Here is a 23,657-nt window from a genome sequence, read left to right on the forward strand (position 1 = left end):
ATCCCCTTTATCGCTTATAGTCAGGCTGTTCCAACGTAATAGGATTTAGATTGCTGAGTACCCAGCTCACTGCCAGTTCACACAGTCTTGCTGGTTCATCACTACCATTGCCATTGTGAAGTTCCTTTACTAATGTTTCTACCTCCAGAAGTGCATCATCATTTAATGGAATGCCCAATTTAAAGTATTGGTTTAGACTTTTGAGCATTTTACGATATTGGTTATCCCAGTTGATACCACCATTATCTAATATTTCGTATGATACTTTACCAGTAATACGAATAACCTCGCCCTGTACGGTTTTCGCATGTCCTTGTGAAGGAATTAATAAACTCCAAAGTTCACTATGTTGTGCTTGCCATCCCGTTGTAGAAACTTCTATCGAAGAGGCGCCATCGTGAGTCTTTCGTTTCCCTACTGGAGGAACATCGAATAGTTCGTATAGATGTAATAGTGCCTCATCTGTTTGATTCAAATAGTCTTTGTTAAAACCTTCTCTATGAAATTCAAAGTCTGTTCCAATTCGCTTAATAGACTCTTTCATTTCCTGCGTGACATTTACCCCAGCGTCAAGCAAAATATCGGCAACTTTTGCCATGTTGACGATATCGCTATTTTTACACATTGCCAAAGCTTTTTCTAAAGGCGTTTGTTTCATCTTATTTTTTGCGCTACTATTTGCTCCGTTGGCAACTAATGTGAGCACCGCATTTGGATTACAAAAACCTGCAGCGGCAAATAAAGGTGTCTCGTTTTGATAATCACTAGCTTCTATATCTGCACCCAAAGCAAGTAGCAATTCAGTAATACCGCTCGAACTTATTGCATGTTTATGTAAAGCTGTTCTTCCATAACTATCGCTAGCATTTATATCAGCCCCCTGTTCCAAAAGCCAGCGAACGAATTCATGCGGTATATTGTAAAAGCCTAAAGCTGTTGATTTACTGTAACCGCCACGAGCATCTAGTTCGCATTTGGTAAATACCTCTTTTAACCCTAATATATCTCCTGCTTCAATTAGTTCATCAAAATTTTTCGGTAAGGTCTTTTTCTTCTTGCCCATCGTTGTTTTCTCTCCTTACGTCTGATTTTTCATTTTACTGTATCACTAAATTTTACCACTTATTCATTTCTTGTCTATTTCCTGCACCCATCAATAGGGTGTCATAAATATGGAGAGATTCCCTTAATAGAGGGACCGATGGAGAATGCCTGAGGGGTGTCTTAGGAGGGAGCTCGATTCTTTAGCGTTTTATCTTTAATTGTCACTTCATCATGAACATCATTCTTAAATCTACTTCACTTCAATGACTATCTCTTGCTCGACATTAAGTTTATGAAAGTGACTTATTAAGGAATCAAACTCTTTTTCTTCTGTTGCATACTCAATGTCTATGGAATCAGCTACGCCTAGTGAACTTGCTGTCTCTTTTGATAAAAAAATAGAAATTAATTTTTTACTTAGTATTATCCTTACTATTCCCCCATACGCTGCTCTATTTTCACTATTAAGCGTAATATGAACCTTATTTAAAATAGGTATTTCTTCAACCGATAACGACTTTTGAAATAACACATATTCCTTCGTATCAAATTCATCATCTGCAAAACCAATTATAATTGTCTCATCCTCAATACCAAAATAAACAAATGACGCTTTTAGTAAAATGGACATTTAATTACTCTCTCCCCTAATATCTAGTTGTATTAATCGTTAATTAGCAAAGCCACATAGCAATATACGATTTGACTTTCTATCATGTATTTCGGCTTGCCAATAATGCAAATCATTTATTTCTCTGTACTCTAGTTCTTTATCTATCTTTTTAATATTTGTTCTAAATGGCTTTTTCAAAAATACAACAATGCTATCTGGAGGCCACCCTTCCCAAGTCTCCGTAATTTCATTCCCAAGCAATAATTCATTGTGTAATATAGCTTTCAATTTCTCAGAAAGCCCCTCAATATGTTCTTGCTTGATATTGTTATTAATAGCTATCCCTCGTTTCTTTTTATTAATCTCATCCCAAATTAATTAAATCCGTCTTCCGGTTCACCCACATCAAATCCTACTATTTTGGTAGCTTCCACTTTAAAGCGCTCGATCCAGGTATGCCAGTCATCATGATTCATCTGTGCAAAAAAAGATAACCCACTTGGTTCTACCGATGCCATTATAAAAACATCATCCTCTTCGTGCCCAAACCAATAGGGAATACCATTTTTATATCCTTTCCACCCAGGCATACACTCGTATACATTCGTCATCCTATCCCATACTTCAGATGGTAAGTCATACCATATATTTAGATTGCATTGTTGAGCGTTACTAATACTCATTTATGTCCCTCCTATTGCCTTCTATCTCCACTAATTCTTGCAGTCTTGTTAGTATCTTTGTTATATGTCCATTGATAATGACGGCTTCAAATAGTCCTTCCGTAAATCGATCTCCTCGTATATAACTGGTCATCAATTTTCGAAGTGTAGCTAAATCTGCTTTCTTGATATGCTCTTCTATATCATTTGCAATTTGCCTATAAGCTTCATTTTCATGCAACCAACTCTTCCAATCGAATACAATGAGAAAACCTGTCTTACCTAATTCATCGTGAAATTGTCGAATTTCTTCACATACAAGCATATTCCTTTTTTCGTTTTCACTCGGTAGTCCGTCTAGTCTTTGGAAAAAATCAAGAAATTTAACTAGCTTATTTAACGCTTCATAGTTTATTTCTGGCAGCTGTGACATCCCATTCACCTCAATTCATCTATTTAAAGATTTAAATTTTAGGAATTCATAGTTCTAAATGGAAATCCTCTTTATTCATTTTCTAAATCACGAAGAAGTGAAGTATCCAATTTCTCTTTCCCCAAATAACCACTACATATAACTGGGCGGTTAATGATGTCATACAGTTTTTTAAGATCCGAAATATACTCTTTCGTCCATGTTTCAAATGAGTCGAATTCCGCCTTAGAAATTTGATGGTACTCAGGGGAGTCTGTTACCCCAGTTAAAACCTCATAGGCATAAATTTCATCACCAAATTTGCCGACAGATTGGTATCTACCTGTTTTTAGACGGACATATTCAGTGTATCTCAAGGTCATCACTATCCTTCTTTTATTTTCTCTTACTATAAGTCTTACTTCTAATGCTTTAGCAACTCGTCTCGTGCTTCCGTCAGTGCGAACCCCAGCAGATTTTTCCCCCGCCATTTCAGTGGATTTTCCACAGCTGGATTGGACTGTGCCATGCCAATCCCCCAAATACGGTCCCGCGGGCTAGCCTCAACGAGTATGCGGTTCTTTGTCGATTTAAGATAATCCGCAAGCACCAGATTTTGCGAAAATTTAGCCAAGCTTGCTCTTTTGACAATGCCATAGCATTCCTTATCCCAAATATCATTGTCAAAGTTTCGAACCGCCCGTCCAAAAGCCTTCATCTCCTTTGGATGCTTAGCATTTAGGATGGACTCTAGCATTTCATCATCACTAAACAACCGTGCCTTCTCGGCCATCATAAACTGCTCGGCGCAAGTGTACTGCGTTCCGTCTACTGTAAATGGACACATCCACCATTGACTAAAGCAGCTTTTGTCGACACTCCCGTCCTTAGACGGCGTATGCCCCCAAAAAAAACACGAATTTGGACTTCTTCCCCTCGTTATATGCTTTTTTTAAGTCGTCTATATTGTAAATCATCCTTCATCCTCCCAATTTCTCCGATACAAGCGAGATGGTCGATGCCCCGCATTTTCGGTGTATTGATCAGTCTCCGCCACAAGATCGGCCACTTTACGTCGGAATGCCGCCTTCAACAGTTCTTTATCCATCACTACCTCATAAACTTGCTGCAATTCCGTTAAAGTAAAAAACTTCGGCATTAGGTGCAATGCAATATCTGTATAATTCACTTTTCCACGCAGCCGCTCAATAGCGCATGCTATGATTTTTGCATGGTCAAAAGCCAATCCATCATTCGATACAATCTGATAATCCATGCCAGTAGAGGTCGTTTTCGCTGTCATCGTCCTTGCCACGACCGCCGAAAGTTCTTCTTCCTCACTACTTAGTTTAATTTCATACTCCAGTGTTTTGATATACCCGTCTTCAATCCGCTCTTTTTCCTCCCGTAGCGGTCGATAAGCTACCTTGAACCAAGCGGCATCAGCAGCATCATCTCCTGCCTTCAGTTCCAACTTGTCACTGTTAATCAATGCCATATAGCTACAGCTTATCACCCATGTTCGTGGATCTCGCCCAATATCACTAAACGTATATAGCTGTTCCAAATAAACGTCTTTCACGCCCGTTTCCTCGCATAGTTCCCTTACCGCTGCCTGCTCAGTCGTCTCATTCGAACGTACAAAGCCACCAGGCAATGCCCATTTACCTAAGAACGGGTGTCCTGCTCGACGAATAAGCAGGACGCGTAGCTCTTTTTCTGGCAGTTTACGATAACTGTCAGCCTCCTCCGCCGTTACAGTAAAAATAACCATATCCGTTGTAACAGAAGGTCGCTCGTAATCCCCAACACTATACTGCTCCAAAAATTCGTGTTCTGTAAGTCCATCTTTATCTAACAAATCCATTTGGCTCGCCTCCTCAATTCATGATTTAACTATTTAACTCTCCGAAATAGTTTCCGTAGGGCTCGAATTTTGCCAGCACTTCGTCAACCTTGTTTATGCGTTCCTCTAGGCTCCCCTGCAGTGTAATATAAGGAATTCGTCTCTCCTTCAAATCCGCAATAATCTGTTTATGGAAAACATGCCGCTTCTGATCTCCACTTCGGTCCCACGTATCGTCGTAAGGAATATCGTCATCACATAAGAAGAACAGATCATAGCGTTGCGCATTCTCCAAAGCGAGACGTGTTAACAGCTCGGGCGCCCTGCCATGATAGTCCTGAGCAAACATATACGTTGTAATGGCATTGGTATCGACAAAAAGATATCGGTTCGCAGTAAGTAATGCCTGTTCCTCGCGCTCGATATGTCCGACTGCAATTTCATCGAACGCTTCAAGTCCAATTCGGCGATCCACCTGATGCTCAGTCCAATAATCGCGTCCATATTCACTTGCAAACGTCGTGCTGTATCGTTTGGCAAGTGCTTCAGTAATTGTCGATTTCCCCGTTGACATCGCTCCAACAAAAACAACTTTCGTGATTAAATCTCGGTACACAATATCACTTACAAACTCTCTATACTTATATGGGTTGGAGCGCACCATTGTCGCTGAGATTGGAACTAGCTCACGGGCTTCATCCACCCGTCGGTCTATAGCACCCAAAGCAATACTCATATGTTCGCCGTAAAACTCGCTCGAATAAAAATGTGTTACTTGCTCTCCGTTCAGTAAACCGAGTATATACTGTTCTTCGCGTATCTCATGCTCTCGATCATCCGAATAGCCGTCTGGTCCATCCCAAGCTTCGATTACACGGACTTGCGGATAGAGTTTGCGAATCCAATTTGCTCGGATATGAAGCGGAATTGGGCTGACCGTCGTCTCGTAAATAACTACAATTAATTCATCGACCTCTTGTAACGCCGTTTCAATCATAAACTGATGTCCTTTATGCAACGGGGCAAACTTCCCGAGTGTTAGTCCAAGCGTTTTCATACCGCCACCTCCTTAACCACTTTATTCCAAGTATAGTACCCGTAAACCGCATTGACCAGATACGCGCTCCACATCACAATCATTAGCAAGCCTTCGCCACTCCCTTCCAGCATTCGAATAGCCCACAGCAGCACAGTGAACAGATTAAGCACGATATAGACCAGCCACTGTTCCTTGAATCTACGAACCATTAAAATGGTTGCCACAACAGATAGCACTGTCGTAATAGCATCGATGTAAGGTGAATTCTGTCCTGGAATAAAGGAAAGGCCAAACCCAATAAGTAAACAGCCGATTACACAGACCCCCACAACGAGAAGCAATGCTCTTAAGTTCATCTGTCGCATAACGAGCTTACCGTCTTCTTGACGGTTATTTTTCCACATGTAGAACCCTATAACATTCATAGGAACGAAAAATAGTAGATTCAACATTACCTCTCCAAACAAGCCATTAATAAAAGCCAAATAAGTGTATCCAACGGTATTATACATACCAAAAACATAGCTCATCAGGTTACCCTTCGCCGCAAGCACCACACATAATACGCCCGTAATAAAAACGGTAAATCCGAATAAGGAGTCCTTTGAAACTACCGTAAACCCCACAGCGATTGAGGTAAACAGCATTAACCACGTTATTTCGAAAAGATTCCAACTCCCTGCTACCTTCTTCATCTTACATCCCCCTCCGTTTTTTCCACTCATTCAAGAAATGAAAATTAAATGATTTCTTAGTATCACTTTGTTAATAACATTATGTTACTATCAAAATTAACAGAAATCCCTGGAAAGGTCAAGAAAAATTTTCCTATTTTTTTATGGGATGATTTTTATTTGTTGATTATGGTTTTGATAGGGATTAAACATCCCCCTATTTATAGTCCACACAAGAAAAGGGTAGCGCGCCTATAAATTTAACTGCGAGGCATACCTTAAGCGTGAAAGCAGAACATTAGAGGAGTAGTTTCATCGTATTTTTGCTACTGTTAATCTTGTAGATGAAGAATTTCGAACATTGGAAGCTATTAAAAGGTAAAATATAAAACAGCAGGTTAATACTATCGGAGCAGTTTATAAGATGTTTTGATAACCTTAGTAGCGATATGAAAAAGATAATGAGAAGCAAGCTTGATAAACAAGTTGTAACGCCTAGCTCATGAATGGAGGTAGATTACTTGGACGAAAAAAACGCATATTTGACAGCATATTTTAATACAAAGGATATTGCAAAACGTAATAGCTTATTAAAGCAATTAATATTTGACTTGCCTGAGGACGGAAAGGATTTTTTTCTAAAAGTATATAAAAAAGAACGATATTTGGATATGCGGCTTACTGCCATTAGAGGATATGCTGCTTTTGCAAGTGAAGAAGATGTTGCGCTATTAATGAATAAGATGTTGGAAATCTTAAAAAAGCGTCCAAAAAGTACACCATATAATTACCAGGAATACGAAATCTTACGATCAGCTTTTTTGTTACCCTACTTGCAAGAAAAATATCCTTATGATTGTTTTAAAAAATTTAATGAACAGTTAGAGAAACAGTATGAAGCCATGCCTGAAGTGTTCAAAGGCATTTTCACATGTGACGATAAAGGGGAACATATCCAACTTATTTCCCCAACAGTTGTACGGAAAAATATTGAAAACTTCCTTCGTGGATGAAACATTGCACTAATAAATAGTCCACCGAGCCGACTTTTTGGGCAACCTGTTCGCATTATTCTAAAGAAAATACTTTTGCCCCGCTATCACTTGGTATCCATGATTCCTTCTAAACATTCACTCTTATTAAGTTATCAGGTGCGTTTACTTAATAAGAATGGGACTTGCATGTTTGAGTTATCCTCAACTATGCAAGTCCTTTTTATTCGTAACACAACTGACCCTGTACGTAACGTAAGGTGACGTAACAACTGTGTCCATGTTTCCCGTTGCTCGCCTACTATCCGACGTCAAAGAAGGCAGTGGTGATAGCTATTTATATTTTTTACATTTATATATTCGGTACTTAGCTAATTAAGAAGATTCTATATTAATTTAGCCACCTTGCGGGCACCTTTTCCTATACTTTTACTACAAATTTATGGAGTTTGAACATACTATACTCGAAAGATTGACTATGCTAATTCTTCATTATTCAAAATCTATAATAATTTTTAATGCATTTTCTTTCGCGGCATTTGCAAATGTTTCGTATGCTTCAATCATATTATCAAATTTGAAGCGATGTGTTGCTAATCCCTCTGGCTTAATCTTTCCTGTTTCCAATGTTTTTAGTAGCATTGGTGTTGTGCTTGTAGATACTAAGCCAGTGGAAATTGTAACGTTACGAATCCATAAATCTTGTAATTGTAGATCGACAGCTTTGCCATGCACACCAACGTTCGCTAAACGCCCTCCAGGTGATAAGATACGCTGGCAAATATCGAATGTCGCAGGGTAGCCTACAGCTTCGATTGCTACGTCCACACCACGACCATCCGTCATATCATAAATTTTATTAATTGCAGCTTGGGCATCTCGTGAATTGATTGTATCCGTCGCACCGAATTTCTTGGATTCTTCTAAACGGTTATCGTCGAGATCAATCATAATGATTTTGGAAGGAGAATAAAATTGTGAAGTTAATAATGCAGACATCCCGATTGGACCTGCACCGACGATAGCTACTACATCACCAGGAGATACTTGTCCATTTAATACGCCTATTTCCAAACCAGTTGGTAAAATATCAGAAATCATGACAGCTGCATCATCTGAAATCCCTTTAGGAATGTGATAAAGAGAATTATCTGCATGTGGTATATGAACATATTCCGCTTGAGTACCATTGATTAAGTGACCTAAAATCCAGCCACCATCTTCACAGTGTGCATACAATGATTTTTTACAATAATGGCATTTACCACACGAAGTTACACACGAAATAATGACCCTATCGCCTACTTTAAAGTTAGATACGCCTGCGCCTACCTCTTCTACGATTCCGATACCTTCATGTCCTAAAACTGTTCCCTCTTTAACGGCAGGTACATCGCCGCCCAAAATGTGTAAGTCCGTACCACAAATTGTTGTTTTTACAAGGCGAACAACTGCATCGCCGTCTTTCATTACACGTGGTTTTTCAACTTCACGCAGTTCCTTTTTACCTGGTCCCGCAAATACAAGTGCTTTCATTTAGAATGTCTCCTCTCTCAATAGAATTTGATTAGGCTTACAAAATCCTAATACACCATAAATATAATTAATTTTTCAGAAAACGTCAATATTTTGGACATCATTTAGTTAATTTTTATAACAAAAAAAGCCTCCTTAAATGGGCATACTTTATACCATCTATGGAGGCTCTCATTTTTTAATTTTCCAAGGAAGCATGACCTCGGCGCAGTCGATTTTCCGTACCTGTTAAAAATGGTACAATTGCTTGTAAACATCCCTCATCATACAAATAATCTTTATAAACAATTGGTGGTATTAACAATTCTTTTTCTTTACTAGCTTCTTTGCATTGCTCAATAAACGCTGGTTGCAAGCTTGTATACAATACGGCTGGCAATGCAAATTGGGCATACGCTTTCTGTAGTGCCTCCACAACTAAGCTTTCGCACATTGATGAATCAAAGCTAAAGCCAATTAACTTCTTTGTATGTACATCGATAATAGATGCCATATAAACCCACCCTTGATGCCACGTTGGTACATAACTTACATTGACTACCCACTTTTCGTTCACTTCTGTCGTTTCAAAGCCAACATTTACTACCTGCTCCTGCACTTCCTCAACTTGTGCTTCCTTAGCTTTTTTTAACACCCGCTGTACTTTCCGTAAACTCCCCTGAAAGCCTTGCTTTTTTAATTTGTCATATAACTCTGTACCATTGTAAAGTCTACCATCCTCAGTTATAATCTGCTGAATTTCTTGTAATAATTGCTCTGATGGAGATTTTTCTGGTTGGTCTGTGGCCTTTTTGTGCAATGCGCTGTAAAAAGTACTTTTCGGCAAGTCTAGAAGCTCACAAAGTACTTTCACAGCATAGCTTTTACTTTCCCGTTCGATAAAGTCAATGACATCTGTTTCAACTATTTGGTTGCGAATATGGTTATAGCCTTTTTTAAAATATCAACCTCTTGCTTTAAGCGCTCATTTTCTTTTTGCACGCTTAATACTTCTGCCTTTGTCATGTTGACCATACCATCAACAGGTGTAAATAATTTAATCCATTTATAAATCGTCACTTCTGATATCCCATATTCGCTTGATAGTTTACTTACAGCTGTGCCGAGGCGATATTGTTTAACAACTTCTAATTTAAAATCTGATGAATATCGTTTGTTTCCCATTATTAGCCCCCTCATTTTCTATTTATCATAGTATCTCGTCCTATTTATGTCTAGATAAGATAATGTTAAATGAAACTAGTCAACAAACAAATCTGCTTTTTAATAAGTCTTTGCTTGAAAATGATTGATATAGTCTATTTTTCATACTAACCATAAATAAAAAACGTACAATCCTTGAGGCTATTCGGCTTAATGCGTGTTCCATGAGGAAACTACAAAATAACAAGGTACATTTAATCGGTTAAGTTAAATAATATCTTTAGGAGGTGTCGAAATGAAAAGAGATAAAAAAAGCCCGCCAAAAGGCGAGGCTCAAACACTTATTAGTTATTTACCAATTCAACAGGAACTACTTTATCGTGGTAACCATCAGCCTTAATTGTGACTGTATAAAGGGCAGGCGGCATAGCAATCCAATTTATAGTAATCTTGCCTGGTTCTATAATAAGTCTAGTCGGATGGAAAGTGTTACCATCAACTAAAACTTCTTTTATAGCATTTCGCCAATCTACATTATCAGTAAATGTAATTACCATATTAGGATACGCTGATGAGCTTGTTGTTGTTGGTGCATTCATTAACTCTGGTGCTCCTGGTAAACTATTCTCGTCTTATACCTTATCTACATGGCGTTATAACGAGCCTTCACCGTACAGGCGACTTTCATCGCATACGGCGATCCATCAACAATAGATCTTTGTACTTATTTCCCCGTCAACATCTTAATTTGATTTCTACTATTAATCAATACAATTTCGCCAACGTAAAGAAATCTTAACCTTCTATTTTTAAATAAGAATTAAAAATTTAGTAACTAAGACATTCTCCTATTGCTTAGCAATATATTTACTGGAAGAACCGTTCATCTACCAGAGAATGAACTATCAAGACAAAGTTCAAAAGTTGACTATTGATAGTCATATAACAACTACTATTTTTTGTATAAGATTGGAACTACTAAGTAAGAGAACACTTCGTTTGGCGTGAAAAACATACGCTTGAAATCGTTTGATTTATTACAGAACAATAATTTTTAAGTTAGCAATAAAAAAAGACCAGGCTCACATATTTTGTGAAAACCTGGTTTAAAGTTTACAAAGTCCGTTTTACAACTGATATTAATAAACCCAAGGCCTCGCCATCCGTCATTGAACCAATTCGTTCGCTATGGTCCACCTTTAAAATTCCTTTTTGATACGTTTCTTTTAGCAAGCCCTTTAAATCCTCTTTAGCTGTTGATGTTAATGTGTTAGTCACTTTTGGTTCCTCCTTTTGTTGAATAGTGTTTGTTGGCTTCAAAGATTCTTCAATTCGTTTTAAAAAGAGATTCCAACGATTTTCACTTAAAATTCGATGCGGACAGTATTTTCCGTTCCAATCTTGATGTTTTTTCACACGTTCTATGCCCCAACCAAAATGTTTTAATAACGAAGCGATATACTTAACTGCATTTTCCTCAGCAGCAATATAACGAGCTCCCCCACTTTTGCTGTAGCAAATTTCAATACCAATTGATTTACGGTTACCCATCCCTTGACCATCTCCACAATGCCAACCGTTACGATTGAACGGGATTGCTTGAATTGCTTCTACATCATCAATGGCAACGTGATAGGATACCTGTTTATTGTTAGTGATCATGTATTTAATTTCATTGGCTGCAGATGCATCATTGGCCGTGTTGTGTACTGTAATATACTGTGGTGTCATGATGTAAGGTGCCTTTATTGAATATTTAATTGATGGTAATAGATTTTGTTTTAAAGTGTAAGCCATTATTGCTGTCCTTCTTTTTTAGCCGCCTTTAATAAATCAAATGTTCCCGAGGCTGTTAGACCAGCAACAAAGCCAGACATCAGCATGGCATACGCTGGATACTCTGATAACGGCCAACAAACTAAGCCAATAAAAATACCAATCACTACCGATGTGATTGGCATGTATTGTGTATTAATTTTAAATGTCTTTTTCAGTACTTCTGCTACAGCTAGTACGATAGCCACCATTACGATTGCAATCATAAAAATGTTTGTTAAATCCATTATTCATCATCCTTTTCATTATTTTTATTTTGCAGCGAATGTTTTTCAATACGATCGACACGACCTTCCAATATATTCAACGATCGATTCATGCCTTCGAGTGCGATTGCTGTTCTTTCCTGTGATTCATTAGACCGTTCTAAATGATCCATTAATTTATTTTCCCGTTCTTCCGCTCGGTCCATCAAATTATCATTTTTGCTTATTAAATAGCGAAATGCCCCAAACGCTATAATTAAACAAGCTATTGCCCAAACTGCTTGGCTTGTAGCGATTTCATTTACTGCAGTTACATCCATTCCATCACATTCCTTTGCTATTCAAGTAAAATAAATAGCTATGAGATGTATCGAGAAACAGAACCAAGTACTGTTATCTCGTTTACTCTCACAGCATAAAAAATAACGCTAAGCTTATGCTTGCGTTTTCGTTGATGAATATTTATCGCCTGTAATCTCTTTATATTGTTCTGCTGTTATTTTCCCAGCAACTACAGCATCCCCAACCATTTCCTTCGTCCAGTATTTAGGGTAAAAGCCATTAATCATTTTTAGCCAATCCATTTCATAAAACCCCTTTCATCATCAGTTGATATGTTAAATCTGCTTGATTACTATTTAATTCTTCTATTCTTAAATCCTTCATAACTGATTCATACGCTAATTGGGCATTAGTAGCTTCTAATCGATCCGTTTTTTCTTCTGGAGTTTCTTCGAATCCGAATTTCTTCCTATCGCCTAATGTACTGTCTGAGTTTCGTACTTTATATTGAAATGCCATTAGTCCACCGCCCCTGAAATTAGATGTATTTTGTGATTTAATGCTAAATCTGTACGTGATGGCGTAATTTTAAGAATAATATTTTGCTTCGCTTCTAACCCCTCATATTCAAATGTATCCTCCACTAAACCTTGTTGAACTGGTGCTGTGTTTACGGGCGTTAAAGTTTCATACTGTTCTTGCTCATCACTAGCAGTCATTGATAGCTCAACTTTTATATCCAATGCCTCATCGCGCTGTATAAATAATAAAACACCCTTTGCAGATCCCTTAGGTGGCTCAATTTTATACCGAGCGACGGATTGCAAAATTGGTGTTTTCAATTCTTTTTTATTAAGTGTTACAGTCTTGCTAGTCTTTGCTCCGTAGTTATCAATTACCTCAATCACAATCGTATTTTGACCAACTACAAGCTGTGAAAGTGCTAAATCAAATTCCCAAGCTCCACCCGAGCCACTGTAGATTTCAACAGCATTTCCAGCATTAATGCGGCTAGTTACTTTAAGCGTAGAATTAACGTCCTGATCAGTGGCTGTACCACTGATTTTAAACTTGTCCGCATCGACTACACCTGAAGGTACAACAGCATCTACGGATAGTAAAGGGGCTCGGTTCGGTACAACATAGAATGTACGTTCAACAATGGCAGACAACGCTTTTTCGCTGTCCTCCGCCCATACTTTTAATGTGTGTGCTACGCCAGCAGCAAGTGTTCCTGTAAGTGCTGTTTCTCCATCGTAAATTTTGCCACCTTTAAAGGTTATCTGTTTAGATAATGAGATTTGTATTTGGCTTAGGTTTGTTGCTAGTATCTTACGAGCTTCGCTGTTAATTTGATAGTAAACCGTAACTGATTGGTCTGCATCAGCATCAAAAGCTGTACCAGCAATATTTAATATGTCATTTTCATATAATGTTGCGTTATCCTCAGGACCAGTTAAGGTTATTGTTGGCGCAACGTTATGTTCTATTTCAAATGGTTCAGAATATACATAATCAGAATATACATTACTTGTATTTTTTGCTCGCACACGTAATTCTAAGGTTTTAAGTGCCTTATCTGTAGTAGTTGTAAAACTACGAGTGAGCGTGTTGTTGTAAGCTATCGATGTCCATGTGCCTATGCTATTATATCGGTAATCTACCTCATAAAGTGATAGGTTAGGCGCAGTTGATGCCCCGAAAATGATACTAGCAACCTCGTTAGGTTTGAATATCTTACCCTGTGTTGGAGCTGTAAATGGTGCTGGCGGTGCAATTGATTGGCTAACACGTGATCCACGTACATACCAATAACTGTCTGTATGACGACCATTTGCTGGATAAGTGCTAGCACCTGCTGAAATACCAGATTGTATTAGTGAACCTCTTGAATATGTTGTGTTATAACCATTGTTTTTGACTTGTTTTTCATAAGTTTCATAAGTTATAGGATTACCCGCACGTCCTCCGCTTACTGCTGACCATTTACGTAAGTTACCACTTTCTAAGTAATACCTAGCATCACCAGCATTTACAATGTCATCAGTTTGCCATTGAGTTGATGATGTTGTATACCTGTTATTTCCACTCTCGAACGAATAGCCCTTAGAACCAAAGGCGAAGGCGTTGGAATATTGATATCCATTATGTTGGAGTTCCCATGGGGCATTATCCACACTTAAGGTATTAGAAACTGTTATAAACTTATCATAATAATACTGCGGTGGTTGTACAGAATACGAACTACTTTCACGATACGCACTTTCTAGTCCTGCTGAATCGACTGCTTTGACACGCATTCTCAAACTTGTTGCCGTTGGTATTGTATAAGTAAAGCTAGGCGTTGCTGTTTCTCCTGATTTAGAATAAGCAGCACCGTTTATTGACACTTCCCAACTGTATTTCGAAAAATTACCTTCTGCATCAGATGCAGCTCCTACAGAAAATACTTTTGCATCGCCAATTTCTAATGTTCCTGACGGTTGTGTAAATGCACCAGGTGTTGTCGGTGCTGTGTTTACAGGCTGTACCGTATATGAATTACTCTCACGATATGCACTTTCTAGCCCTGCTGTATCAACTGCTTTGATACGCATCTTTAAGCTTGTTGCCGTTGGTATTGTATAAGTAAAGCTAGGTGTTGCTGTTTCCCCTGCTTTTGAATAAGCAGCCCCATTTAGAGATACTTCCCAAATGTATTTCGATAGGTTCTCATCTGCATCAGATGCAGCTCCTACAGAAAATACTTTTGATTCGCCAATTTTTAATATGCCTGATGGTTGTGTAAAAGCTCCTGGCTGTGTTGGAGCTGTATTTACCTTTTCGCCTTTCACGTACCAATACCCATCCGTATGACGTCCGTTTGCAGGGTAGGTCCCTTCCTCGGCTGCAATGGCGCTTTGCACCTGGACGCCTTTTGCAAAGGTTGTGTTGCTGCTGTTTTTAGTTGGTGTCTTACTGTATAACCAATAAGAAACCCCTGTATCTGTCCAGTACCCGCTACGTACTACTACTGACTTAAAAAGTTTTCCCACATTCATAGCATACGCGACATCTCCCTGCTTTGTTGCTTCTATCCCCCATTTATCAATACCTAGCGCATAGGTATTAGTAGAAGGGTTAAAGCTAGAACTTTTAGACAATCCTATAAAATTCCCGTTTGGAATTTCCGCACCCCCATTTTCGGATTCCCACGGTGAACTATCGGTATACACGGTAGTGCCAATCGCCGTAAACTTATCATAATAATATTGAACCATCCTCAAACCACCTCCACTAATTCAACGTTAAATGTCTGCCAATCCCCAACACCCATTTCCGCGTTAACCATATCAATAAAGACATTACTTCGAGCCACTTTCGCGCCTTTTTTGTATGCATTTTTTAGTGCTGAAATCGTAATTGTGTCTGCCCCTACTGCAGCAATTACCACATCTTCACTTGCCACATCATCAAAAATAGTGACTTGCGTAAATGGTGTAAACCCATCAACGCTAGCCACTTTTAAAGTAGTTGTACCTATAATGACAGCTTCGATAATATCGGTCATGGCTGTGTCTAAATTGATTTTATTTGTACTACCATCTAGCATATCGGCAAATGTTCCACTATTACCTGGTACACGGCCATCTAGTTCCATTTGAATACGCATACGTTCTAATTGTCGATACATCTCAATCAAAAAACGATAGGCGTTATAAATTCCCCATTCGAAATTGTTGGCATACTCAGACATATAAGGCGTACCATCCTCGATGAGCTCTCCTGTCACTGGATCTGTTACGTCATCGTACCATTCAGTACGTTCGTATGGGTTTTTCTTAAAATTCAGCGGTATTTCACCAGTCATATAGTTACTCATTTACTTTCACTTCCTTCGCTTCAAGTTGCAGAGGAAATGCGATAACATACCCCTGTGAGCCTTTCTGATAGTTCATTGTTTTTACATATAATTCACGTCCGTAACTATCGACTAAAGCAGCCCGTGTTACCAAGCCTTGTTCCGTCGATAACTTCACATACTTTCTTAGCCCAACCTTCGTGCTAGTGTGATAGATTTCTTTGTTATAAACAACCCCATCAATCGTAACCTTTGCGCCAACTGTAAGATTACTTAAAAATTGTTGAGTTAAATCTATCATTAATGGTTGTATTTCGTTCAATTCCTCACACCTCCTGCTCTAAATCGACCACAAATACGGTTATTTATAATAAAACTATAAATCTCATTTGAAACTGTTAACACTTCTTTTCCTAAAGCACCATGTGTTTTGGCTGTTTTAAAACGACCACATATTTTATGATTGATTTGCCATGCATAAGTGCCCCCTACAATAATGAGGCATTCCTTTAAAGCCAAAATAGTTGTCATTAAATTAATATTTAACGGTACGATTCGCTCTACCAACCGTACTACTTCGTTATAATAAGCCGTTTGTTCAACTTCTATTGCGACTTCCATTTCAAATTGATTAACATCTAATAAAATCTGATGATTATTTTCTCCGATTAATCTGGACAATGCCTTTGTTAAATACTCTAAGACATATGGTGCGCTTTCCTGCATTCGAGCTAGTAATCGTAGTTTTCGGAATTTCAATGTCTCGTTCTTCGAATCTGCACGAATACCAAAATCCTTTTCTCTAATGGCAATAGCTGTCTCGCTTGAGGTTAAAATAAATTGATCGTTATCTACACCAAAAAGAGCTTCGTCGAGTTTATCCCAGTTAAGCGTAACTGTATTGGACAACTCACGAAACTCTTTTATATTTTGATAATAGAATGGTAACTCCTCTAAAAAAGCATTGGTCATATAATCACTTCCTTCAGTGTTACTTTAGAAAGTACTGGAATTTCTTCAACTAAGTTAATATTATTACTTAAGCCATTCAACATCGTTGAAGCAACATCCTCAATGCCTTCAATCTCTAATAGTCGAGATTCGATATGAGTAATACGAACATTGATATCTAAATCTTTAAACCAATTGGCACGTAATTCAGCAAAATACGTTTCTAATGTTTCACTCACTTGTGCTTCAATTTGACCAATCGTTGCACCATTCAAAATGAGTTCACTTTCAACTTCAATAGTGTTTTTTCCTACTCCTTCCACGGTTACTTCATGACCAATCGGCGCTGAACCATATCCATCGCCTTTAAATTCTAGTGGATCCATTATCTCTTGAACATAAGATACAAACTCAGGTGTCGGTGCATTGAAATCAGAATCAATAATAATTGCTTTTACTGTTCCTCCACCAAACGGAGTACGACGTAACCGTACACCACCAACCCCTTGAATTGCCTTCATTTTTTTCTTATAGTCTGCGCGGTTACCACCAAATGCTTTTTCGCGGATATGGTCTACAAACCTTACATATAATGACTCATCTGTTTCAACATCTTCACCTGGTACAAGCACATCAGCTAATACAGCTTTACCTAGCTTATTGTTTACTTCTAGCGGAAGCATCTCGCCATAATCCTTATTTCCTACGGCACCTGCTGTTTGTGCTTCTACTTTATATACCCCTGTCTCTAATCTTTCTATTACATTATAGATAACTGCCTCTAATCGATATTGGCTATTTGTAGACACATCAAGAGGTTGACCATCACCATCTGTAAATAATGCGCGGCGAATAGCCCTTCCAGCCTTCTTACGTTCGACTCCATGCTCGTTCACTCGTTTTTCAAGATCATCTCCGTCTGCTGTAGCAGCAAAAGTACGACGATATAACACGGACATATCCCAATATGTTTCAGCTAACTTTAATGCTGTAGGTGCAAGTGCATCGTATATTACACTACCTTCACGTTTATCGACGTCACCCCGCACACGATCGAGCAGTTCTGCTAAAATACTATCAAATGATTGCGACTCTAAGTACTCAAGCAATCCTAATCGCCTCCTTTAACAGACTTACATCGCCATAAATTGTTCGAGCGATAAATGTTATTAACACATCATCTTTTGATGTAAATTCGAGACTAAAATTTTCTAATGATGTAATACGTTCATCTTGCAGCAAGGCATCTTGTATGCGCCTACCTAAATCACCACGTACATACAATTCATCAAATCCCATCATATTTTGAAAACCGTAATTATTTGTATAAACTAAATGTTCAAAGCGAATCGTATTCAATGCTTTAAATATCGCTTGCTCCATTGCTTTTTGACCATCTATCAATCCACTGCAGCAACCTCGTTTGAAATCTAAATGATACGTACGAGTAGGTAATTCAACAGCATCCATTACTTCAATGTCAGGGGTAATTGTTATTGCTTCTGTTGGTAGTGCCATATGTCATGACCCTCCTTATATCTGTCTGATACAAAATACTTTTGACCACCTTGTACTCTATGCAACACTACTTTATCGCCTTCTTTTAAACCATCTTCTAAGATGTGTTTTAAGTATTTCATTTCATATTTTTCATAAGGCACCGCGGTCGATTCACCTTGATTTTGTCGTGTCGAACTTGTCTGTTTAATGTCATCGCCAATTTGATTTTTGGTGTAGCTTTTCGGATGTTCGTACTGAATACTCGCTATTCTTTCGTGTCGAGTAAGATGCTCTGCAACTAGTAAAAACTCATCCGTTAAAATAAGCTTCGAGTGTATTTCAATTTTTAAAGGCTTTGCTCCAATAACTGTCCCCAATACAATATTTACTGGATTGGACGCATTAAAGGCTGCCATTGCAGTCGTTTTGATTAACTCTAGTAAACTCATGAAATCACCTTCAATTCTAAGCTCATTGTATGAACTTTAGCTGACCAATCATGTGTGCATGCTTCCACCAAAAATAACTGCTTAATTTTTAATTTCTCTATATAGATAAATACCATCTTTCCTGCGCGCACTCGCCAATCACCTAAACATTTTAATGACAGTTCTTTTTTTTCTGTATTATGGACCGTAAGCAATACATTCAGCAGACTTTCAATCTGGGAAGGCGTCATATTTTCGTCTACCTTTTTGTAATACTGCAACTGTCCCCATTTAGCGATATTGCTACTATCCTGCGCAATAAATACTCTACGTTTTGATGTCTCTTTATCATCTAACACCAGTTTTACTCGATTGTAAGAATCCTCAATGGATACCGAATAATCATAGTCGTACAAAAGACTTTCTTCCCCTATATAAAAGTCTGTAGGGGGTATAACTAATTCATTAATATTATGCAATCCTAGCGAGCCAAACTCATCCATAAAAACAAAGCTTTGATTTGTAGCCACAATAGCCGAATCAATGCATTTCATAATGACATCTAATGCTTTCTTATCTTCTTCAACCATTCCAGGCGTTGTAAAGCCTGTTTTCGCTACAGAACTTAATTGAAGATTTGCTATACTGCAAATACGTTCAATGGCTTTTTCTGCTAACATCGATGGAATAACAAAAGTATCTTCATACATTAGATACTTGAGTTGATCGTAAGCAATAATATTAAAATCGCTATCCTTACCAAAACCCGCCTTAAATGAATAGCCATAAAAAACTTTATGTTTTCCATCAATTACTCTTACTATTGCACCTGATACAATTTTATTTTCAAGTGGATTAGGATTTAACAAATTAACAGTAAGCTCCGATGCTTTCCCTGTTTTTTCAGTCTTCCAGCTAAGTGAAGTGACAGGCACTTCGTAAATATTCCCATCACGATTATCAACTAATACTTCTATACCTACCACCTCATTTCTTAGCCGTCCATTCAGGTGGAATTTTTACTTTCAACCCAATTGGCAACTTCCTTAATTCACTATCTTTAATCCCGTTCAAGGATTGCAATGCTTTATAATTTGCTCCGTTTCCAGTATACTTTTGGGCTATCTTCCAAAGTGAATCTCCTTTTACTAAACTATACGTCTGTGGTATTTGCTTTGTATTTTCTCTTGGAGTTTCCTTTTTCACTACTTGCTTCACTGACTTTTTCTTGGCAGAGACAGTTGGTGTAGTACTCTTTTTAACAAGTTCCATCTTTTTGAATCCAAACGGCACATACTTTTTAAAAGAGATGGTATAATCCACGTCGGACGTACCAAATTGATCTTTTACTTCAAAACTTTCAATTGTAAATTGGTCATTAACAGAAAATGAACCGCCTACATAAACAAAGCGGATAACCGTTTCTTCGGCCATCCACTTTTTTATTTGGTCAATATACTTTTTAGGCTCTACAAATTGTGTTTCCGCGTAATGTGTATCCTGCGACGGAAAAAACGAGGAGAACGAGAACTCTGGTAATTTCATAGGTTTAGGTACTTTCACAGCACCTATCTTAGCGACGGAAAACTCTTCTCCGTCAGCATCCTGTTTAAATGATAATTCTGGTGGATTAATCGGAATACGAAATCCTTCTTTATCATTGTTAGCACTAAGATAGATTCCTATCATCCATATACCCCCTCTACCGAACGATTCTGCTCATCTTTCAAACCTTGTGTAATAAACTTTACGACTTCATGAACATCCACTTTTTCACGAATATCGCCAGTAAAATAAAACTTCGGTTCACTTTGAATATGTTGCACTACAGCTTTACTGTTATTTGCTATAGATGACGCAGAAACTTTTTCTCGCACTTCATTTGATACTTCAACGTCATCCCTAACTGGAACATTTAAAGCTTGTGATACATAGTCATTTATTTTAGCAACATTGCCACTCGCATTGGATAAATCACCGAATTTATTAAGCATTTTTTCCATTGCACTACCAGTTGTATCTTCAAAATTATTATGGACCTGTAAATTTGGTGTTAGCGAAACAATGTTGTTAATCGCTTTACCTTCCGCAATATCTTTAAATAATTCGAGATATTCGTCTGCAAGATCGATTTTGTCATCAATCTTCCCAACTTTATCTATATTTCCACCGTTAAGTTTTTGATTATCATCAGCATTTTTTCCAAGACCTGATTCTGAAGGTGCTGATTTTACAAGATCATCTGTCAAACTGGATGGAAATGAATTAGAATTATCATCATCTTTATTCATTGACCCCGCTAGCCCTTTTAACTTATCGGCCATAACACCTAATTTTTCACTACCTGCAAGTGAAAGAGATTTTCCTATTTCATTACCTTTATCGTAAGCAGTACCTAAGTCTTTGTAGTCTAAACGTTCAAATTGTCTATTAGTTGGTGCAGTAGGCATAGTCACACTATTCATATATTCACCAGCGGTGTTCTTTCTTTCTAGAGTAATCTTGTCGGCCTTTGTAGGTGCTTTAATAAGATTTTGAAGAGTATCCCCAAAGTTAGTTGCACCACTACTTAATTTTAAATCTACTGTACCTATCTTGGAAAGATCTGTATCCAGCACACCATTAAGCAAACCTATAAATTTATTTACCCCACCGATTGCACCGTTGATAAGATTAGATATTCCACCTAATGCATTATTAATGACATTAAAAATACCATCTGCAATTCCACCAACCGTTTTCAGCACCATAGTACCCATCGTATAAAATGCCATCTGTACACCGTACACTAAAGCGTTGAAGGTATTTGCAATCCATTCAGCTACACTAATTATATTATTTCCTATGGCATCTAATACAGTTCTAACCATAAGATTTAAGGCAATCCATGCTAGTTGTACAAAGAATATAGCCTTATTCCATGTATTAACGAGCCATTCAACAACGGTAATATTTATGTTCAATATACCTATAAAAACGTTATAGAAAACAGCACCTAGCCAATAAACGCCTCCAACAATTGCGCCAAATACAGCTGCAGTTTGTTCAGCCCACATCAGCATTGCGGTTACTACTAAAGCGATAACAGCAATAAATGCTATTAGAATCCATGTTCCAGGGAAGGCGAGTAATGCTGTATTTAATCCCCATACAGCTGATGTTTGAGCCAAGGTTGCACCTGTAGCTAGCATAGAGGCCGCTGCCAGCACACCTAATGCGAAAGTTCTTACTGCCTCATAAGCTGCAACTATCATTAATACTCCCCTATACGCAGTTAATATCGTCAAATATGAACCCAATGATGTTGCTACTGCTACAATTATTGGCCCAACCAAAGACCAAGTATTCTGTAACATATCTCCAAATGTAACTATTCCATTATAAACCCTTTCTAAAATGTCAAACACTAACGATAAACCTAATACAAACAAATTTACAAAAACCATTGCATGACCTGCTAAAACTCCAAATGCATCCGAATTAACAAATTCGCTGAATCGTTTAAATATAGGTTCAAATGCGTTTTGCGCATAGTTTTTAAATATGGTCATAGCGTCTGAAAATGTTTTCGGCGTTTTACTAAATTTATCTTCAATTTCGTCAGCAGCATTAAATAATGCATTTTTAATAATATCCGCTGTAATTTCCCCATCAGATGACATTTGCTTTAGTTCACTTGTGCTTTTTCCTAACGAATCTGCAATTGCATCTGCAAGCAATGGAGCCTTTTCTGCGATAGATGTAAACTCATCACCTTGCAATCCTCCAGAAGCCATTGCTTGCGTTATTTGTTTCATACTGTCAGCCTTTTCTTGACCACTAGCTCCTGAAGCAGCGAAAGATTTATTCATCAGCTCACTGAATCGGATAGCTTCATCATTGCTACCAAAAGTGTCCCCAGCGTTTAATTTCGCAACAGTAGTAGCCATATCATTATAAGAGCTTAAACTTCGCTGAGAAGCTCTATAAATCTTATTCTGCAACTCCGCTTGTGTTTGCGAACCGTCATTAATATTAGCGATTCGCGTATTAGTATTACTATAAGAATCAGAAGCGCTTGCTAACTTTTTAAAACCCTCAGTTAAATTCTTTACCGATAAAATATTAGAAGCAAAACCTACAAATTTACTAAAAAACTTATCCACTCCACTTGTGGCGGCTGATATCCCTCCAGAAGTCCCACTAAAAATATCACCTACATCACCAACATTTTGAAATGCAAGTCTTGCACTAGCACTTAATCTATCAAAAGCTACCCTTGCACTTTGAATAACGCGCGTTGCTCGTTGCAGGCTACGCATATCTCCTGCTCTGTTGGATGATATATGCATTTGCTCCATCGTTCGGATAGTACTTTTCATAGCTTTCATCATCTTTTGAAGAGTACCAGTCATTCTATCGGTCAAGGTCATGGTTGTACGAACTGACATAACACTCACCTCATTTTAGGGCTAAAAAAGACATACCCTACAAGGCATGCCTTTTTTATAAAATTATTATATTATTACTTTTTCGAAGCCTCTGCCTCTTTTTCAAGCTCAATATCCAAACTTGCGATAATGAATGCGCGCTCTTTGCGATCCATATTTAAAAACAAGTTAGGCAGTATATTGAATCGATGAAGCGCAACATGTGCATAAAATGCTAGTCCG

At 38.0% G+C, this 23,657-nt stretch carries 29 protein-coding genes and 2 pseudogenes; 2 read left to right on the top strand and 29 right to left on the bottom strand.

The genetic code is table 11. The features are described from left to right. Positions 1–7 precede the first annotated feature (7 nt). The 10 genes and pseudogenes from FH508_RS17145 to pnuC all read right to left on the bottom strand — a co-directional run bounded on the left by FH508_RS17145 (position 8) and on the right by pnuC (position 6,311). Entirely contained in the window at positions 8–1,063 is a 1,056-nt protein-coding gene (locus tag FH508_RS17145; RefSeq protein WP_172772273.1) for an ankyrin repeat domain-containing protein, read from the bottom strand. A 231-nt stretch (positions 1,064–1,294) separates the two neighbouring features. Then, on the bottom strand, positions 1,295–1,675 hold the full coding sequence (locus FH508_RS17150; RefSeq protein WP_172772274.1) for an Imm10 family immunity protein: 381 nt from the start codon (positions 1,673–1,675) through the stop codon (positions 1,295–1,297). Between the two features lie 39 nt (positions 1,676–1,714). Further along, positions 1,715–1,945: a hypothetical protein gene (locus tag FH508_RS17155; RefSeq protein WP_172772275.1), complete on the bottom strand. Its 231-nt coding sequence runs from the start codon at positions 1,943–1,945 to the stop codon at positions 1,715–1,717. An 86-nt stretch (positions 1,946–2,031) separates the two neighbouring features. Continuing rightward, positions 2,032–2,340: a hypothetical protein gene (locus tag FH508_RS17160; RefSeq protein WP_172772276.1), complete on the bottom strand. Its 309-nt coding sequence runs from the start codon at positions 2,338–2,340 to the stop codon at positions 2,032–2,034. Next, the gene (locus FH508_RS17165; RefSeq protein WP_172772277.1) at positions 2,330–2,752 is read right to left on the bottom strand and encodes a DUF6508 domain-containing protein; all 423 of its coding nucleotides are present in this window, start codon (positions 2,750–2,752) and stop codon (positions 2,330–2,332) included. Before FH508_RS17165 ends, FH508_RS17160 begins: the two co-directional genes overlap by 11 nt. 71 nt (positions 2,753–2,823) lie before the next feature. Then, a complete protein-coding gene (locus FH508_RS17170) occupies positions 2,824–3,114 on the bottom strand; it encodes a hypothetical protein (protein WP_172772278.1) in 291 nt (96 codons plus the stop codon). A gap of 41 nt (positions 3,115–3,155) precedes the next feature. Beyond that, a pseudogene (locus tag FH508_RS17175) lies at positions 3,156–3,708 on the bottom strand (NADAR family protein). Beyond that, the gene (locus FH508_RS17180) at positions 3,705–4,598 is read right to left on the bottom strand and encodes an NUDIX domain-containing protein (RefSeq protein ID WP_172772279.1); all 894 of its coding nucleotides are present in this window, start codon (positions 4,596–4,598) and stop codon (positions 3,705–3,707) included. Before FH508_RS17180 ends, FH508_RS17175 begins: the two are co-directional and overlap by 4 nt. A 25-nt stretch (positions 4,599–4,623) precedes the next feature. Then, the gene (locus tag FH508_RS17185; RefSeq protein WP_172772280.1) at positions 4,624–5,634 is read right to left on the bottom strand and encodes an AAA family ATPase; all 1,011 of its coding nucleotides are present in this window, start codon (positions 5,632–5,634) and stop codon (positions 4,624–4,626) included. Next, positions 5,631–6,311 carry a nicotinamide riboside transporter PnuC gene (pnuC, locus tag FH508_RS17190; RefSeq protein WP_172772281.1) on the bottom strand — a complete coding sequence of 227 codons (681 nt, stop codon included), beginning with the start codon at positions 6,309–6,311 and terminating at the stop codon, positions 5,631–5,633. The genes FH508_RS17185 and pnuC overlap by 4 nt, the downstream gene beginning before the upstream one ends. A 500-nt stretch (positions 6,312–6,811) precedes the next feature. Between pnuC and FH508_RS17195 the strand changes: the two genes are divergently transcribed. Then, the gene (locus tag FH508_RS17195; RefSeq protein ID WP_172772282.1) at positions 6,812–7,303 is read left to right on the top strand and encodes a hypothetical protein; all 492 of its coding nucleotides are present in this window, start codon (positions 6,812–6,814) and stop codon (positions 7,301–7,303) included. Between the two features lie 471 nt (positions 7,304–7,774). Here the strand turns inward: FH508_RS17195 and FH508_RS17200 are convergent, their stop codons facing one another. From FH508_RS17200 to FH508_RS24160, 4 genes and pseudogenes are all read right to left on the bottom strand, one after another. Continuing rightward, the gene (locus FH508_RS17200; RefSeq protein ID WP_172772283.1) at positions 7,775–8,818 is read right to left on the bottom strand and encodes a zinc-dependent alcohol dehydrogenase family protein; all 1,044 of its coding nucleotides are present in this window, start codon (positions 8,816–8,818) and stop codon (positions 7,775–7,777) included. Between the two features lie 178 nt (positions 8,819–8,996). After that, complete coding sequence (locus FH508_RS17205) at positions 8,997–9,644, bottom strand: DDE-type integrase/transposase/recombinase (protein WP_228134129.1); 648 nt, start codon at positions 9,642–9,644, stop codon at positions 8,997–8,999. Positions 9,645–9,721: 77 nt separating this feature from the next. Continuing rightward, positions 9,722–9,982, bottom strand: coding sequence for a transposase (locus FH508_RS17210; protein WP_172772285.1), 261 nt, complete (start codon positions 9,980–9,982; stop codon positions 9,722–9,724). Between the two features lie 407 nt (positions 9,983–10,389). Continuing rightward, positions 10,390–10,476, bottom strand: a pseudogene (locus FH508_RS24160) (hypothetical protein); the annotation flags it as partial. On the opposite strand from FH508_RS24160, the gene FH508_RS17215 reads away from it, so the two are divergent. Further along, on the top strand, positions 10,448–10,675 hold the full coding sequence (locus FH508_RS17215) for a hypothetical protein (protein ID WP_228134130.1): 228 nt from the start codon (positions 10,448–10,450) through the stop codon (positions 10,673–10,675). The pseudogene FH508_RS24160 and the gene FH508_RS17215 sit on opposite strands and share 29 nt — an antisense overlap. Positions 10,676–11,074: 399 nt before the next feature. Here FH508_RS17215 and FH508_RS17220 read toward each other — a convergent pair whose 3' ends face one another. The 15 genes from FH508_RS17220 to FH508_RS17290 all read right to left on the bottom strand — a co-directional run bounded on the left by FH508_RS17220 (position 11,075) and on the right by FH508_RS17290 (position 23,435). Further along, positions 11,075–11,758, bottom strand: a complete 684-nt coding sequence (locus FH508_RS17220; protein ID WP_172772287.1) for a peptidoglycan recognition protein family protein — start codon at positions 11,756–11,758, stop codon at positions 11,075–11,077. Beyond that, positions 11,758–12,024, bottom strand: coding sequence for a holin (locus FH508_RS17225; protein ID WP_172772288.1), 267 nt, complete (start codon positions 12,022–12,024; stop codon positions 11,758–11,760). The genes FH508_RS17220 and FH508_RS17225 overlap by 1 nt, the downstream gene beginning before the upstream one ends. Further along, positions 12,024–12,323: a hypothetical protein gene (locus FH508_RS17230; RefSeq protein ID WP_172772289.1), complete on the bottom strand. Its 300-nt coding sequence runs from the start codon at positions 12,321–12,323 to the stop codon at positions 12,024–12,026. The genes FH508_RS17225 and FH508_RS17230 overlap by 1 nt, the downstream gene beginning before the upstream one ends. Positions 12,324–12,437: 114 nt before the next feature. Continuing rightward, positions 12,438–12,587, bottom strand: a complete 150-nt coding sequence (locus tag FH508_RS17235) for an XkdX family protein (RefSeq protein WP_172772290.1) — start codon at positions 12,585–12,587, stop codon at positions 12,438–12,440. 1 nt (position 12,588) lies between these two features. Then, positions 12,589–12,804: a hypothetical protein gene (locus FH508_RS17240; RefSeq protein ID WP_172772291.1), complete on the bottom strand. Its 216-nt coding sequence runs from the start codon at positions 12,802–12,804 to the stop codon at positions 12,589–12,591. After that, the gene (locus FH508_RS17245; RefSeq protein ID WP_172772292.1) at positions 12,804–15,545 is read right to left on the bottom strand and encodes a phage tail protein; all 2,742 of its coding nucleotides are present in this window, start codon (positions 15,543–15,545) and stop codon (positions 12,804–12,806) included. Before FH508_RS17245 ends, FH508_RS17240 begins: the two co-directional genes overlap by 1 nt. A 2-nt stretch (positions 15,546–15,547) precedes the next feature. Continuing rightward, the gene (locus tag FH508_RS17250) at positions 15,548–16,147 is read right to left on the bottom strand and encodes a hypothetical protein (RefSeq protein WP_172772293.1); all 600 of its coding nucleotides are present in this window, start codon (positions 16,145–16,147) and stop codon (positions 15,548–15,550) included. Further along, complete coding sequence (locus FH508_RS17255; RefSeq protein WP_172772294.1) at positions 16,140–16,448, bottom strand: hypothetical protein; 309 nt, start codon at positions 16,446–16,448, stop codon at positions 16,140–16,142. The genes FH508_RS17250 and FH508_RS17255 overlap by 8 nt, the downstream gene beginning before the upstream one ends. Then, positions 16,445–17,098, bottom strand: coding sequence for a putative phage tail protein (locus FH508_RS17260; RefSeq protein WP_172772295.1), 654 nt, complete (start codon positions 17,096–17,098; stop codon positions 16,445–16,447). Before FH508_RS17260 ends, FH508_RS17255 begins: the two co-directional genes overlap by 4 nt. Then, on the bottom strand, positions 17,095–18,186 hold the full coding sequence (locus tag FH508_RS17265) for a baseplate J/gp47 family protein (protein WP_172772296.1): 1,092 nt from the start codon (positions 18,184–18,186) through the stop codon (positions 17,095–17,097). Before FH508_RS17265 ends, FH508_RS17260 begins: the two co-directional genes overlap by 4 nt. Next, complete coding sequence (locus FH508_RS17270) at positions 18,179–18,595, bottom strand: DUF2634 domain-containing protein (protein WP_172772297.1); 417 nt, start codon at positions 18,593–18,595, stop codon at positions 18,179–18,181. Before FH508_RS17270 ends, FH508_RS17265 begins: the two co-directional genes overlap by 8 nt. Further along, on the bottom strand, positions 18,571–19,026 hold the full coding sequence (locus tag FH508_RS17275) for a DUF2577 domain-containing protein (protein WP_172772298.1): 456 nt from the start codon (positions 19,024–19,026) through the stop codon (positions 18,571–18,573). The genes FH508_RS17270 and FH508_RS17275 overlap by 25 nt, the downstream gene beginning before the upstream one ends. Beyond that, positions 19,023–19,991 carry an XkdQ/YqbQ family protein gene (locus FH508_RS17280; RefSeq protein WP_172772299.1) on the bottom strand — a complete coding sequence of 323 codons (969 nt, stop codon included), beginning with the start codon at positions 19,989–19,991 and terminating at the stop codon, positions 19,023–19,025. Before FH508_RS17280 ends, FH508_RS17275 begins: the two co-directional genes overlap by 4 nt. 1 nt (position 19,992) lies before the next feature. Then, positions 19,993–20,694 carry a LysM peptidoglycan-binding domain-containing protein gene (locus FH508_RS17285; RefSeq protein WP_172772300.1) on the bottom strand — a complete coding sequence of 234 codons (702 nt, stop codon included), beginning with the start codon at positions 20,692–20,694 and terminating at the stop codon, positions 19,993–19,995. Next, positions 20,691–23,435, bottom strand: coding sequence for a tape measure protein (locus tag FH508_RS17290; RefSeq protein ID WP_217270125.1), 2,745 nt, complete (start codon positions 23,433–23,435; stop codon positions 20,691–20,693). The genes FH508_RS17285 and FH508_RS17290 overlap by 4 nt, the downstream gene beginning before the upstream one ends. Positions 23,436–23,657 lie beyond the last annotated feature (222 nt).

Source organism: Lysinibacillus sp. CD3-6 (assembly GCF_006351725.2).
Classification (GTDB): Bacteria; Bacillota; Bacilli; order Bacillales_A; family Planococcaceae; genus Lysinibacillus.